Raw genomic sequence first — 14,721 nt, forward strand, 5'->3', positions numbered from 1 at the left:
ACCTCGATGACCATTTTTATTGATGTGATGGCTTTGACATTCTGGGCATTTCATTGTTCTTTCTGCTTATTTTATTTTTCATTTATTTTACCTCATCATCTCTTAATCTGACAACGCCGAAAAAAGCGTTCGACTGACGGCTGACGAATGTTACGATTGTTACAACATCTTGACATTAATTCTGATACCCTGACAATGTGTCAATCTGTGCAGTAATGGGGCAGAAACTCAAGTGGTATCGATCCATATTTCTATTGTTGAGGGCAACCCGCACTTGCGATCGCTATTAGCTTGGCATCTGCAACAGGCCGGTTATTTGGTTAATCAATCGGCAACCCTGCAAAGTGCGCGTCAAGCTTTCTTTCATCGTCAACCAACCTTAGCAATTATCGATTCCGACTTGCCGGACGGGGATGGAATCGAACTCTGCCGTTGGCTTGATCAACAAAAACAGTCTTTAATACTGATTCTCTCGGCCCGTAATGGCGAAAAAGATGTGGTCAATGGTTTAAAAGCGGGGGCCGACGACTACCTGAGAAAGCCCTTCGGGATGCAAGAATTTATGGCTAGGGTAGAAGTGTTAACTCGTCGTTTAGGCAGTAGGGCTGCTCCCCTACACTTGGATTATGGGCAATTAAAAATAGATTTAGCCCAACGACGGGTACAATTTCGCGGGGAGTATATCGAATTAACGCCCCAAGAATTTAGCCTACTCTACGTTTTAGCCCAAGCGGAGGGAACACCCCTATCAAGAGCCGATTTACTGCGTCGCGCTTGGCCCGAGGAAATTGATAATCCCCGGACAATCGATACCCATGTTCTCTCTCTGCGGAAAAAAATCGAAACCGATCCCAGGCAACCTAATCTAATTCAAACCGTCCGCAACGTCGGCTATCGTTTCAATTTAGAAATGTTGGCCGAGATGACTTCAGCTTTAGAAGCTAATATTATTGCCCCCACCAAAGGCACTCATAACGGTCATTCCATTAATAAAATTCCCGCTCACAATGTTAGTCGTTAATTCTGGCTTTGTCCGACTGATTAGCAGATTGTCTGCTGAAATCGTCTCCTAGCTAGGGTTTGCGGCAAAAAGTTTCTCGTGGGGGTAGGGTGTGGGGTGTAGGGTGTAGGGTGTAGGGTTTTACCAGTTTTGAGGTGGCCAATTACCTAATTTTCAGGGAAAAAGTCCCTGAATTTTCCCCCCGATCCCTCCTAGCTAAGGCACTTTTTGATTGACTAAAAGTCTAAAAGTCTTACCCAACAAGGTTTTTAGATTTATTCAGCCAACCCTAAGCACTTCCTCAAAGCGAGGAGACGAAAACAAAATTAAACCGTAGTCACCATTGACCGCTCCGCTTGTTGCTGAAATTCCGTCAATAAACGCCGGAATTCGTCGCCGTCAATGGTTTCCTGTTCAATCAGTATATCCACCAAGCGATCGAGCGCCACACGATTGTCAAGGATAAGTTTTGTTGCTAAATCGTGGCATTGCTTGACAAGTTCCCGTACTTGTGCATCAATCTTCGCCATCATAGCGAAAGAATGGTCGGGATGATAACCAGCACCAGCACCACCGAGATAGGAATTGCCCTCCTCCTCTAGAGCAATCAATCCCAATTCCGACATTCCCAGACGCGTTACCATCTGTCGGGCCAGATAGGTAATTTTTTCAATATCATTGCCGGCCCCGGTGGTCACTTCATCCTCACCGAAGACACATTCCTCCGCCACCCTTCCCCCTAATAATCCCGCAATTCGGGCTAATAACTGGGAACGACTGGTTAAACCCTGTTCTTCATCGGGAGTGAACCAAGTTAACCCCTGCGCTTGACCCCGGGGAATCAGGGTGACTTTTTCCACCTGATCGTGGCCAGGACAGAGAGTACCGACAATCGCATGACCAACTTCATGATAGGCGATCAAACGCTTGGCTTTACTATCAACTAAAGCGCGCCCTTCCATACCGGCCACAATCCGATCAATCGCATCGTTGACTTCCGCCATGGTAATCGCCTCTTTCCGTCTTCTAGCGGTAAAAATCGCCGCTTCGTTGAGCATATTAGCCAAATCTGCCCCAGTAAAACCCGGTGTGCGACGGGCGATCGCCTCCAGAGCCACATCAGCAGCCACCTTTTTATCGCGAGAATGAACCTCCAAAATGGCCAAACGTCCCTTACAATCTGGATAATCCACCACCACCTGTCGATCAAAACGACCCGGACGCAAGAGGGCCGAATCCAAAACATCGGGGCGGTTGGTGGCGGCAATGACGATAATACCGGTATTTCCCTCAAAACCATCCATTTCCGTCAATAATTGGTTCAGGGTTTGTTCCCGTTCATCATTACCTCCCCCATAACCGACCCCTCTTTGACGACCAACGGCATCAATTTCATCGATAAAAACCAAACAAGGGGCATTTTCCTGGGCTTTTCGGAATAGATCTCGCACTCGCGACGCACCAACCCCGACAAACATCTCCACAAATTCCGACCCGGAGATGCTGAAAAAAGGCACTCCCGCCTCTCCTGCGATCGCTTTAGCCAGTAAAGTTTTCCCCGTCCCCGGCGGCCCGATTAACAGGACTCCTTTCGGGATTTTTGCGCCAATAGCCGTAAATTTTTCCGGTTGTTTGAGGAATGTCACCACTTCCTGTAAATCTTCCTTGGCCTCATCCACACCCGCCACATCATTGAATTCTATGCCGGTTTTCGCCTCCATCTGAAACCGCGCCCTTGATTTACCGAAGTTCATCGCTTGACCGGAAGCATTGGCAGAACGACGGATAATAAACACCAATAATCCCAAGACGAGAATAATCACTAACAGGTTAGTGAGAACATTGATCAAGGCCGAATTGTCAGTGCTGGGGAGAATGCCGTACTCAATTTTTTCAGCATCGAGTTTCTTGATTAATTCGGGATTTTGGTCAAATAAATTGACTTCTTTCGGGGGATCCTTGTCCGTTTGACCAACGAGGGTAACTGCTGCCTGCTGCAAAGAAGGATTGATTTCCACCTTTTTTACCTTGCCTTGCTCGATTTTCTCTAACAATTCACCGTAGGTGAGGGTATTTTGGTTTTTTTGACTCCAAGCAGGAGTGACATGGCCAAAGGTTTGCAGAATCATCCAAGTGGTGACAATCCCTTTCCATACTGGTCGATTACCACGATTCTTAGCTGACTTGGCTCTAACTACGGTGAGTGGAGATTTTTGATCCATAATTGACTCTATATCTAGTTACCCTGTATTCATTGTGACAGATCGACTCGATCGTGACCACTGTTCTGTTTTCCCCCAGGCACGACCCCGGGGGCAAATAGTGATGACGGTTTTTTGCTATATTGTATTCAGCTAGGTGGTCTAACAACTGCCTATCCCAATCACTAACAGTTTAGGGAAGTGGGTTTCGCCCGCTTTTTTTATTGTCCAAATCATGACCCATCCGCTCATCCCCGACCTGCTGCACCTAGCCACCCCTATCGCTGAAAACTTGGGGCTAGAAGTGGTCGATATCGTTTTTCAAACCAATAAAAGGCCTCCCGTCCTGCGCGTCGATATTCGCAATCTGGGGGGAGATACTGGTTTAGAGGACTGTGAGCAGATGAGTCGGGCCTTAGAAACCGCCCTCGACAGTCAAGAAATCTTACCAGAGGCCTACGTTTTAGAAATATCTAGCCCCGGCATTTCTCGACAACTGAGCAGTGAGCGCGAATTTCAGTCTTTTAAAGGTTTTCCCGTCATCGTTACCGGCCAGGATAGCCAAGGAAAACCGAAAGAATGGCGCGGAAAACTGCAAGGTAGAGATGAGCAATCTATTTATCTTAACCAAAAAGGTCGCTCCCTGAGCATCGATCGCACTACCGTCATCAGCGTCCGTTTAGATGAGCAGCGCAATAATCAGTAATCAGTAAACAGTAATCAGTAATCAGTAAACAGGGATAAGGATGAAGATAAATAACTAACTAACTGATTAACTTAAAACTTACATCTGATAACTGATAACTGATAACTGATAACTGATACAAGGCTGACGGCTAAAAAACTAATAACTCAAAAGTAAGGAGAAAAAATAATTATGGCTACTGTTAATTTGCCTGGTTTAAAAATAATGCTCGAAGAAATTAGCCAACGACATAATCTGCCCAAAAATGCCGTACAAGAATCCTTGCGTGAAGCACTTCTCAAGGGTTATGAACGTTATCGACGCGCCCAAAGTTTAGAAAAAGCTGCTCAATTCCATGAAGATTATTTCAATAACTTTGATGTGGAATTAGATGTAGAAGAAGAAGGCTTTCGCATCCTTTCTACTAAAACTATTGTCGAAGAAGTGACCAATGCCGACCATCACATCGGTCTCAAAGAAGTGCAAGAAGTGGCCGATGAGGCCCAGTTAGGGGATGAAGTAGTTCTTGATGTCACCCCCGACCAAAAAGAATTTGGTCGCATGGCGGCGATTCAAACTAAACAGGTTTTACTGCAAAAACTGCGGGATAACCAACGCAAAATGATTCAAGAGGAGTTCCAAGATCTGGAAGGAACCGTTTTACAGGCCCGGGTCGTCCGTTTTGAAAGACAGGCCGCTATTGTCATGGTACAAAGCACCTACGGTCAACCGGAAGTGGAAGCAGAACTACCCAAACGGGAACAACTGCCCAACGATAACTATCGCGCTAACGCCACCTTTAAAGTTCTGCTCAAAAAAGTCCTGGAAGGTTCTCACCGCGGCCCGCAATTAATCGTTTCCAGAGCGGCGGCGGGTTTGGTAGTATATCTGTTCGCCAACGAAGTTCCCGAAATCGAGGAGGAAATCGTTCGTATTGTCGCCGTCGCCCGGGAAGCAAATCCCCCCTCCCGTCACGTGGGTTCGCGGACAAAAATCGCCGTCGATACCTTAGAGAGAGACGTGGATCCGGTTGGTGCTTGTATTGGGGCTAGAGGTTCGCGGATTCAAGCTGTGGTTAACGAATTGCGGGGCGAAAAAATCGATGTGATTCGTTGGTCTCCAGACCCCGCCACCTACATTGCCAATGCCCTTAGTCCGGCCCGTATCGACCAAGTTTTGTTCACTAATGCCGAAGAAAGACAAGCACTGGTACTGGTGGCACAGGATCAATTGAGTTTAGCGATTGGCAAAGAAGGGCAGAACGTGCGTCTAGCCGCCCGTCTGACGGGCTGGAAAATCGATATTAAGGATATAGCCCTCTATAAAGGCGAACAAGAGGTAAAACCCGCTGAAACAGACCCAGAATCCCAGGATTTAGACCGAGAATGAACACCTTCGTCAATTATCGACGCTGTATTAGCTGCCGTCTCTTCGCCCCGAAAGAATCCTTTTGGCGAATTGTCCGACTACACCCGTCCGGACAGATACAATTAGATCAAGGCATGGGAAGATCAGCCTATATCTGTCCACAACCCAACTGCCTGCAACTAGCCCGACAAAAAAATCGTCTCGGACGCGCCCTAAAAGCCAATATTCCCGAAACGCTCTATGAATCCTTGCAAGAGCGACTCGGGCCTGCCCGGCAAGGTCGTCCAAATCAGGATTAAAATTGACGATCATAGCCACAAAATCGTTAGCATGGAAATGGGACAGTCCTGACAGGATCAAAAAATCAGCCAAATTATAGGATCACTAACACTTTAGCCGGGGGATAATGGATGAGTAACACGAAAGTCAGAATTTACGATTTATCAAAAGAATTGAATCTAGACAACAAAGACATTTTGGACATCTGTGACCAGTTGAACATCGAGTACAAGAGCCACAGTAGCACGATCAGCGAAGAGGATGCCCAACGCATCAAAGCAATCGCTGCGAAGGGAGTTGTTTCGAGTACCAGTAAAAATAGCACGGGTCAGCGAGAATCGGCTAGTCCTGCCGAAGAAAAAAAACAAAAGATTTTAGCCCTGCATAAACACAACCGCCCCGAAACCGGCGAAGAAGGGGAAAGCTATCCCGGTCAAACCGGTTCCTCGGCCAAACCGACTTTAATCAGTCCCCCCCGTCCCCCGGTTAAACCCCTCGTTGCTCCCCCAGGGCGCGACGAGGCGGCCGAAAAAACTCCCGCCACTGCTGCAGAGATGCTATCTCATAGCCCCAGTGTTAAAGAAACCCCCACCGAAACCCCGCTAGTGCCAGAAGCAGCCCCCACCTTAATCGCCCCACCTAATCGACCTTCCCTCACCCCGAAACCACGCCCTGAAACTGCCTCGGGCCGGCCAGAACCCCGATCTAAAAATGCTCCTGGCAGTAACGACAGGCCCCGGGGAGAAAAACGCGAGCGCGGCGAGAGCGAAAACGCCCCTAGTCCTGAGCGTAGGGTAGGCTTGGCTAAACCAGAAAAACCGACCCTCAACCGCAAACCCGACGGAAAAAGCCCGAAACCGGCGGAACCAGCTAGAGAAGTGCGGGAGACGGTGGAATTGAAGCGCCCAGTTCGCCCCGGTTTACCCGCTAAAATTTCGGCTACCGGCGGGGAAGAAACCGATACCACCAAGAAATCTGGTGTTGATGGCACAGAAATCGATACAGATACCGGATTGCTCGGAGCAGACGGGCTGAAAAAACTCAAACGACCCACCATGCCCCCTCGCATGGCCAAAAAATCTAGCTGGGAAGAAGAAGAGGAAGAAGAGAAAAAAGCGGCCAAAACCGCCAAAACTGCCGGCAAAAACAAACGCCGCACCCAAGCTCTCTTTGAAGATGACGATGATCTAGAATCGGAACTGTCCGGGTTAATTAATACCCCCAGTTTTACCCTTTCCACCGCTCGTCCCCCCAAACCGCCCACCGCTAAAGCTGCCACCTCCGGCACTCCAACAGCAGTCAAAGTTAAGCGGCCTAGTAAACCAACCGCCCACACCGGCAGCCCGAAAAGCGAGCGCCAAGAACCCCAAGAGGAAAAACGCCCGGAAAGCATCGTCGTCACCGGCAGTCTCACCGTGCGCGACCTCTCGGAATTGATGAAAGTCCCCGAAACTGAGATCATCAGAACCCTATTTTTTAAAGGGATGGCGGTTAATATCACCCAAACTCTCGACGTGGACACGATCGAAATGATCGCCAGGGACTTCGAGATCGCCGTGGAAACCCCCAGCACCCAGTCGGCGGCGATCAAAACCACGGAAATGATCGATGTCTCCGACTGGGAAAGTCTCCAGCGTCGTCCCCCCGTCGTCACTATTATGGGTCACGTTGACCACGGTAAAACCACCCTCCTCGACTCGATCCGCAAAACCAAAGTCGCCCAGGGGGAAGCCGGCGGCATCACCCAGCACATCGGTGCTTACCACGTCGATGTGGAACATAACGGCAAACCAGAACAGATTGTCTTTTTGGATACCCCCGGCCACGAAGCTTTTACCGCTATGCGCGCCCGCGGGGCGAGAGTCACCGATATAGCCGTGCTGGTGGTAGCCGCCGATGACGGCGTACAACCCCAAACGAAAGAGGCAATCAGTCACGCCAGGGCTGCCGAAGTCCCCATCGTGGTGGCGATTAACAAAGTCGATAAACCTTCAGCTAACCCCGACCGGATTAAACAGGAATTGACCGAACAGGGACTGGTGGCCGAAGATTGGGGCGGTGAGACGATCATGGTTCCCGTTAGCGCCCTGCGGGGTGAAAATCTCGATAATCTGCTGGAAATGATCCTCTTGGTGGCAGAAGTAGCGGAATTGGTCGCTAACCCCGATCGCTTGGCCAAGGGAACCGTGATCGAAGCTAACCTCGATCGCACCAAAGGCCCCGTGGCTACCCTGCTCGTCCAGAATGGCACTCTCCGCGTGGGTGATAGCATCGTCGCCGGTTCCGTTTTCGGCAAAATTCGGGCCATGATCGATGATCGCGGTCAAAAAGTCGAAGCGGCCACCCCCTCCTTTGCCGTGGAAATCCTCGGTCTCAGTGATGTCCCGGCCGCTGGCGATGAATTCGATGTCTATGAAAGTGAAAAAGAGGCCCGATCAATTGCTGATCAACGGGCGATCGAACGACGCAACACCCGTTTACAACAGGCCCTCTCCTCCCGTCGCGTTAGCCTTAGCACTCTCTCTATCCAAGCTCAAGAAGGACAACTCAAGGAACTTAATCTCATCCTCAAGGCAGATGTGCAAGGTTCCGTCGAGGCCATCCTCGGTGCGCTCAAACAGTTACCCCAAAACGAAGTCCAGATTCGCGTTCTCCTCGCCTCTCCGGGGGAAATCACCGAAACCGATGTGGATCTGGCCGCCGCTAGTGGTGCGGTGGTGGTGGGCTTTAATACCACCCTTGCCAGTGGTGCGCGCGCATCCGCCGATCGGGAAGGGGTCGATATCCGCGATTACAATATCATCTACAAGCTTCTCGATGATATTCAAGGAGCGATGGAAGGTCTTCTCGACCCCGAAGAAGTGGAAGAACACCTCGGTTTCGCCGAAGTGCGTGCCGTCTTCACCGTCGGTCGTGGGGCCGTGGCGGGCTGTTATGTCCAATCCGGTAAACTGGTGCGGAATCGCTTCGTGCGCGTGCGTCGCGGCAAGGAAATTGTCTATCAGGGAGTTCTCGATTCCCTCAAACGGATGAAGGAAGATGCCCGGGAAGTGGCGACCGGTTTCGAGTGCGGTGTCGGTGTTTCTAAATTCAATGACTGGAAAGAAGGCGACATTATCGAAGCCTACGAAATGGTCATGAAACGTCGCACTTTATCCAGTTAATTAGACGGTCAGCGTCAGGGAGTCGGGATTCAGGAGTCAGGAGTCAGGATTCAGGATTCAGGATTCAGGATTCAGGATTCAGGAGATTATTTTTATTTATTCTTCCCCACTTCCCCACTTCCCCACTTCCCCACTTCCCCACTTCCCCACTTTCCCGCTCCCTGCTCCCTGCTTCCCATCTCCCCCATTTCCCTCTATGAAATCAGAACCTTTTTTGTGGATTCATTTGGCAGGGTTAGCGGCCTTGCCAATCTTTTTACAAATCGCTTGGATTGGTTTAGCTGTGGGCGATCCCTTGCCTTTTTTTTGGCTAGAATGGCTATTTCTAGGAGCGATCGCTATTATTCCCGTTTTTTGGATGCAGTGGACAAAACCTTTTGATATTTTTAGTCTTTTGTTGGTTGCTCTCAAACCTAGTCAACTCACCCCCGAACAGTTAAAAATTCTCTCTCTTTTTAAACGTCCTCGCCATCGTCTTCTTACTTTTTTGGGAGTCGTCCTCTTAATTCTCATCGCTTGGCCAATCTACAATTTTGCCCCTCTAGCGGCTGCCGTGGCCGCCTATCTCCCCCAATGGCGGCTTTTAGGTTTAGTAATCGCTGCGATCGCTCTCCTCTTAAGTCACCTATTTCTACAGGTTCCTCTGAGTGTTCTGGGGGTTTTAGCCACTAAAGAAAGTGACTGGACAGCCACCGAAGCTTTAGTTATTGAGCGCATTCCTGAGTTATTTACAATTTTTGGTCTAAAAGTTAATAAAATTATCTAAATTAGCCAAAATGCCGACAATTGGTGGGCTAGGAATGCAGGATCCAGCGCCCGTTTAAGGGTTGAATATTCCTCGCATTACTCGGAAAAATCTCAGCCAATTGTTGCAGTTGTTGGGGAGAAATTTTGATCGCATTTTGCCAGACTAACCAGAGAACATCCTCGCTACACCGGAGGAGTGGACAAAGACCCCCGATATTCATAAAAATCGCTATTTTCCGGCAGTAAAAGCCCGGCATTGACCCAAGTATCGGGGATAATCATTTCAGGAGAAGGTTCTTGGGGCAAATAATCCCAAATGGTTTGTAAATAGGGATTATTTGCGCCAATTTCGGCTAAAATGCCCACAACTGCTAAATTTCCCCTCCCATTCCCATGCACTAAATGAATTTCTAGAGGGAAAGACTGACCTTTAATCTGATGTTCGCTGGGATGATGAAAGTGGAACTGCAATAAATCCCAATTTTCGCCGTGAAAACTCATGTTTCCACCTTTTTCGGTCTTAACCAAGATTGTACGACCGTTATGGCGAATTTTTAGAGGTACAGGACGATAATTAAAGGTGGGTTGGTATAGCTCTTTTTCAGTCACTATACTCAGATCGATCGGTGTTTGTTGCTTTCCCCTGGTGCAGAGGCGATAATTCCTTGATAATTCGCCCCAATGGTCAATATTTTGATAATTCCAAGCAAATTCTCGATTAATAGCCCCAAAAAGAGCGTGAGAGCCAATAAATTGCAGTAATTCTCGTCTATACATGGTATTAAATCCAGAAATCATCGGATAATTAGGGTTTGCGGCAAAAAGTTTTTCCTGGGGTGTGGGGTGTGGGGTGTGGGGTGTAGTTTTACCGATTTTTATCTTAAGTAGACCTCTTGCATAATTTTTTTATGGTATGATGGAGGGTTTTGCTTTTTTCTCGATTTTTAGATTGAAGTTGAAAAAAGAATAAAATGTGATCTTAGGTCAGGAAATCATCTATACTTTTGCTATATTTATTAGCAAAAATATTCATTAACAAAAAAAAATAATTGGCTCAAATCAGTCTTTAAACATCTAGCTTGATGATCAGTTTTCTGATCAATATCTTTTTGTGGTTCGTGTTAGACTTACTCAAATATCATTCTAACACAGAACAAAATCACCTCTTCGCCTGTATTGCCTTGTCCTAGTGGGGTTCTCACCATACCATCAAGAATGGTTCTATTGATAACGGGAAACCCAAACGTTAATGTTAAGAATGTGGTGGCCAGTTTGTCAGCAATCCCACTACTAAAACTTTATGAACGCACCAGAATTAGCCATTGCTACCGTTGGTTTAACCAAACAATTTGACCGCCATGGGGCTGTTAATCAAGTGGATTTACAGATTGAAGCGGGGGAAGTTTACGGGTTAATCGGTCCAAATGGAGCGGGAAAAACCACTTTAATTAGGATGTTAGCGGCAGCGGAAGAACCGACAACGGGAGAAATATATCTGCACGGAGAACGTCTTTTAAGAGATGAGAGTAATCCCCGTCTCAAAAGAAATTTAGGTTATCTACCCGATAATTTTCCCCTCTACGATGACCTAAATGTCTGGAATTATCTGGATTATTTTGCCCGTCTTTATCATATCCCTCGCTCCCAACGTCATCGCCGCATTTATGAGGTTCTAGAACTGGTACAATTGACAGGTAAAAGCCATAATTCGATCGCTACTTTGTCTCGGGGGATGAAACAACGTTTAAGTTTAGCCCGAACGATTATCCATGAACCTTTAATTTTACTTCTCGATGAACCGGTTTCTGGATTAGACCCGATCGCTCGCCTACAATTTCGTGAGATTATTAAAGTCTTACAATCGGCAGGTATGACTATTTTAATTTCCTCCCATGTCCTTAGTGATTTAGCCGAACTTTGTAGTTCTGTGGGCATCATGGAATTAGGTTATCTAGTGGAAAGTACCTCTTTACAAGAATTAAATCAACGTCTAGCTGGCCAATACTTGCAGATCACGACTCTAGGCAATTTAGAAGCCTTAGAAACCGCTCTTAAACAATGTGTTTTTGTGGAAAGTTGGCAAAGAATTATTAATACTAATACTCTCCAAGTTAAATTTACGGGAACCCTAGAAGATAGTGCCGAATTGTTGAAATCTTTAGTCGTTTCTGGCCTGACCTTAAGCGAGTTTTATACTTGCCGCGAAGATTTAGAAACTATTTTCCTAAAACTGGGACATCGACAGGCATCTTAAGAGTAAATAATATTTTTTAAATCTAGGCTCGTAACTTTTCTACTAATTTAATTTGCTCCTGACTAAAACCAGCTTCCTTCAGATGTGCCAGAAACCATTTTTGTCGATAACGACCGTCTAAATCCACAGCCTTTCTATAGGTATCATGAGCTTTTTTACTATCACCTTGCTCTAAATAAATCATTGCCAAAGCCACAAGAGGATGGGGATTATTTGGCTCTAATTTAACTGCTTTTTCAGCGTTAGTAATAGCTGAATTAAAATCTTTTAAGCGATGATAGGCGAGGGATAAATTATAGTAGGCAATTTCATTATCAGGTTTTAAATTAGCGGCTTTAGTATGAGTGACTACGGCTTTTTCAAGATGACCACCGACAAGATAAACAATACCCAAAGCATTATAAGCAGCAACATGATCGGGAGCAATTTTAATCGTTTCTTCGAGGGTTATTTGTGCCGCTAAAGATTGTTTAGCTAGGTGTTGTGTCCATCCTAAAATTACTCTACCGTCTAGATGATTGGGGTTTAACTGTACCGATTTTTTTAAAGCCTCAATACTTTTGATAAAATCTCCCTGTTGACGATACTGTAATCCCAATTGACGATAACGATTAGCAGCTTTAATGTCTGATGCGGAAATAATCGGACTGGGAGAAGGAGAAACGAGCATCTCGGCCGTAGGTTCTTTTTTAAGGGGAGAGGGAGGACGACAGCCCCAAAAAACCGGGGAACTAAACATGATCAAGATAGTCAGGAGCCGATAACTATTCATGGGACAATTAATACCAGTCCAATTGTTAAGGGTGTCATCAAATTATGAATTATTCCCCTGAATCCGTGCAACGGCTGCTTGATTCCGATGATTATGGCCATCGCTTATCGGGAGTTAATCAACTGCGTTATTTAGCCCCAGAAATCGCCTTCGAGATGTTACAGCCTTTAATTAACGATAGTAACGCTAGGGTGCGTTATTCGGCGGTAAGTCAGTTAGATATCCTCGGTCGTCAGAATCTCGATCTGGCCTTAACTATTCTGCGCGATCGCTTGTTGCATGATCCCGAAGCAGACGTGAAAGCGGCCGCGGCCGATGCGATCGGGGGGTTAAAATTAACCGCAGCCTACGATGATCTGGTGGCCGTCTATCAACAATCCTGCGACTGGTTAATTCAATTTAGCATTGTGGCAGCTTTGGGCGAATTGGGGGAACCCCGGGGCTTTGAACTGCTCGAAATCGCCCTTAACTCCGATAATGAATTGGTAAAAACGGCCGCCGTTAGTGCTTTTGGGGAACTAGGCGACCCCCGCGCCGTCTCTTTACTCGTTCCCTTGGCTAATGATGATGACTGGCAACTGCGCTATCGTCTCGCTCAAGCTTTAGGCCGCTTAGGGGGACAGGATGCGATCGCTGTTTTGACCCAGTTAACCAACGACAAAAGCGCCCAAGTCGCCCAAGAAGCCCGCAATAATCTCGTCCAAGGTGATGCAGAATAGTTGATTTTTGTCAATACTATTTACAATAAAGTTTAATTAAGAATCGTTAACAAAGGTAAAGCGATGAAACAATTTACCCGTCTAATCTTGCTCGTCGGTCTTCTCGCGGGGGGCTGTTTCTCTGCCTCAATTGCGATCGCTGATAATCCCGCAGGGGCAATCGTGAGCAAGGATTCACAGGTTAACGAACTACTGCGTCAAGCGCGGCAATTGGTCAAAAATGGCAATTATGGGGAAGCTATAGCCGTTTACGAGCGGGCTGCCGCCCTTGATGGCAATAATGCCAAAATTTTCTCTGGGATTGGCTTTTTACAAACGCGGCAAGGGGATTATAACGCCGCCGCCCAAGCATACCAAAAAGCTTTAAGTCTCGATCCGAGTAATCCTGACTTTTTCCATGCTCTCGGTTATAGTTTGGCTAATATCGGTGATTATGACAATGCAGCCACCGCTTACTACTACGCTATCCAAATAGAACCGAAAAACGTCCAACACTACCTCGGTTTAGGGGTAGTGTTATTACGCCAAAAAAACTATGCTAAAGCGGGCGAAGTTTACCAATGGGTTTTAGCTCTCGACCCCAATAATCAGCAAGCCCACGAAATCATGGGTAAAGCCTTGATTGAACAGAATAAAAGCAGCGAAGCCCTCGATTTTCTCCAAAAATCCCTGCAAAGATTCCCTAACAATACTGAATTAAGATTGCAACTGGCCAGCCTTTTGCTCAAACAGGGCGATTTAAATGGCGGAACCCAGATTTTAAAAGAAATAGAGCGACAAAGTACAAGAAATTTTTTAATTCAGCTAAAAATAGGTATTTTACTCGAAAAACAAGAGCGTTTTGACGAGGCTCTCCCCTTTTATCGTCGGGCTGTTTTCCTACAACCCCAATCTTTGGAAGCACAAGCGGGAATTGGTCGCATCCATCTGGCCAGAAAAGATTATCTTGCAGCAATTATCGCCTATCAAGATTTGGCCGAAATCGCCCCCAATAACGCCGATGTCTATCTTAATCTCGGTCGCGCCTACGCGGGCCGGGGACGAAAAAGAGAAGCGGAGGAAGCTTTTAAGCAAGCGCGAGCGGTTTATGTCCTAAAAAATAATCAATCCGGCCTGGAGGAAGTGGATGCCCTAAGGAAGAAGTTGCTTGAGTGAACCCATATCAGTTATCAGTTATCAGTTATCAGTTATCGGTTATCAGATTTGAGTTTTCAGATTTGAGTTTTCAGTTCACTGATGACTGTTTAGCGATCAAGGAGTAATTTATACTAAATCCGTTGAATATAGGCTACTTATCAGGACAGGCACTCATGCAATAGGCAAGAGGCAAAAGGGGGAATAAATAATCAGTCTTTAATAACCAGATTTAGTATTGTAAAGTTTTGTCGAAAATATACGCAAATAATAGCAAAAAACTGCTACTGTGGTTAGTGCAAGTTTACCTTACAGTTCAAATGAAACTATCAGATTATGCCAAGAAAAAGGGGATCAGTTATGACACTGCTTGGAGGATGTGGAATCGATGGCAGTTA

11 protein-coding genes and 3 pseudogenes are annotated in these 14,721 nt (G+C 46.7%); 11 read left to right on the forward strand and 3 right to left on the reverse strand.

The genetic code is table 11. The features are described from left to right. Positions 1-232 precede the first annotated feature (232 nt). Positions 233-1,021 carry a response regulator transcription factor gene (locus EWV84_RS15290; RefSeq protein ID WP_286826370.1) on the forward strand — a complete coding sequence of 263 codons (789 nt, stop codon included), beginning with the start codon at positions 233-235 and terminating at the stop codon, positions 1,019-1,021. A gap of 305 nt (positions 1,022-1,326) precedes the next feature. Here EWV84_RS15290 and ftsH read toward each other — a convergent pair whose 3' ends face one another. Further along, on the reverse strand, positions 1,327-3,222 hold the full coding sequence (gene ftsH, locus EWV84_RS15295; protein WP_287078695.1) for an ATP-dependent zinc metalloprotease FtsH: 1,896 nt from the start codon (positions 3,220-3,222) through the stop codon (positions 1,327-1,329). A 214-nt stretch (positions 3,223-3,436) separates the two neighbouring features. Here ftsH and rimP point away from each other — a divergent pair, with 214 nt between their 5' ends. The 5 genes from rimP (at position 3,437) to EWV84_RS15320 (ending at position 9,463) form a co-directional block, all read left to right on the forward strand. Then, on the forward strand, positions 3,437-3,907 hold the full coding sequence (rimP, locus tag EWV84_RS15300) for a ribosome maturation factor RimP (protein WP_286826368.1): 471 nt from the start codon (positions 3,437-3,439) through the stop codon (positions 3,905-3,907). Between the two features lie 171 nt (positions 3,908-4,078). Beyond that, positions 4,079-5,275, forward strand: coding sequence for a transcription termination factor NusA (gene nusA, locus EWV84_RS15305; RefSeq protein ID WP_287078696.1), 1,197 nt, complete (start codon positions 4,079-4,081; stop codon positions 5,273-5,275). Beyond that, positions 5,272-5,553 carry a YlxR family protein gene (locus tag EWV84_RS15310; RefSeq protein ID WP_287078697.1) on the forward strand — a complete coding sequence of 94 codons (282 nt, stop codon included), beginning with the start codon at positions 5,272-5,274 and terminating at the stop codon, positions 5,551-5,553. Before nusA ends, EWV84_RS15310 begins: the two co-directional genes overlap by 4 nt. 111 nt (positions 5,554-5,664) lie before the next feature. Next, a complete protein-coding gene (gene infB, locus EWV84_RS15315; protein ID WP_287078698.1) occupies positions 5,665-8,697 on the forward strand; it encodes a translation initiation factor IF-2 in 3,033 nt (1,010 codons plus the stop codon). Between the two features lie 196 nt (positions 8,698-8,893). Next, a complete protein-coding gene (locus EWV84_RS15320) occupies positions 8,894-9,463 on the forward strand; it encodes a low-complexity tail membrane protein (RefSeq protein ID WP_287078699.1) in 570 nt (189 codons plus the stop codon). A 28-nt stretch (positions 9,464-9,491) separates the two neighbouring features. Here EWV84_RS15320 and EWV84_RS15325 read toward each other — a convergent pair. After that, positions 9,492-10,221: pseudogene (locus tag EWV84_RS15325) on the reverse strand (carbonic anhydrase). A gap of 308 nt (positions 10,222-10,529) precedes the next feature. On the opposite strand from EWV84_RS15325, the pseudogene EWV84_RS15330 reads away from it, so the two are divergent. After that, positions 10,530-10,691: pseudogene (locus tag EWV84_RS15330) on the forward strand (ISNCY family transposase); the annotation flags it as partial. A gap of 53 nt (positions 10,692-10,744) precedes the next feature. Further along, complete coding sequence (locus EWV84_RS15335) at positions 10,745-11,698, forward strand: ABC transporter ATP-binding protein (RefSeq protein WP_287078700.1); 954 nt, start codon at positions 10,745-10,747, stop codon at positions 11,696-11,698. Between the two features lie 22 nt (positions 11,699-11,720). Here the strand turns inward: EWV84_RS15335 and EWV84_RS15340 are convergent, their stop codons facing one another. Then, positions 11,721-12,470 carry a tetratricopeptide repeat protein gene (locus tag EWV84_RS15340; RefSeq protein ID WP_287078701.1) on the reverse strand — a complete coding sequence of 250 codons (750 nt, stop codon included), beginning with the start codon at positions 12,468-12,470 and terminating at the stop codon, positions 11,721-11,723. Between the two features lie 44 nt (positions 12,471-12,514). Here EWV84_RS15340 and nblB point away from each other — a divergent pair, with 44 nt between their 5' ends. From nblB to EWV84_RS15355, 3 genes and pseudogenes are all read left to right on the forward strand, one after another. Beyond that, positions 12,515-13,189: a phycobilisome degradation protein NblB gene (gene nblB, locus EWV84_RS15345; RefSeq protein ID WP_286826549.1), complete on the forward strand. Its 675-nt coding sequence runs from the start codon at positions 12,515-12,517 to the stop codon at positions 13,187-13,189. A gap of 63 nt (positions 13,190-13,252) precedes the next feature. Continuing rightward, positions 13,253-14,344: a tetratricopeptide repeat protein gene (locus EWV84_RS15350; protein ID WP_287078702.1), complete on the forward strand. Its 1,092-nt coding sequence runs from the start codon at positions 13,253-13,255 to the stop codon at positions 14,342-14,344. 299 nt (positions 14,345-14,643) lie between these two features. After that, positions 14,644-14,721: pseudogene (locus tag EWV84_RS15355) on the forward strand (IS607 family transposase); the annotation flags it as partial.

The organism is Microcystis sp. M_QC_C_20170808_M3Col (genome assembly GCF_007095505.1).
Classification (GTDB): Bacteria; Cyanobacteriota; Cyanobacteriia; order Cyanobacteriales; family Microcystaceae; genus Microcystis.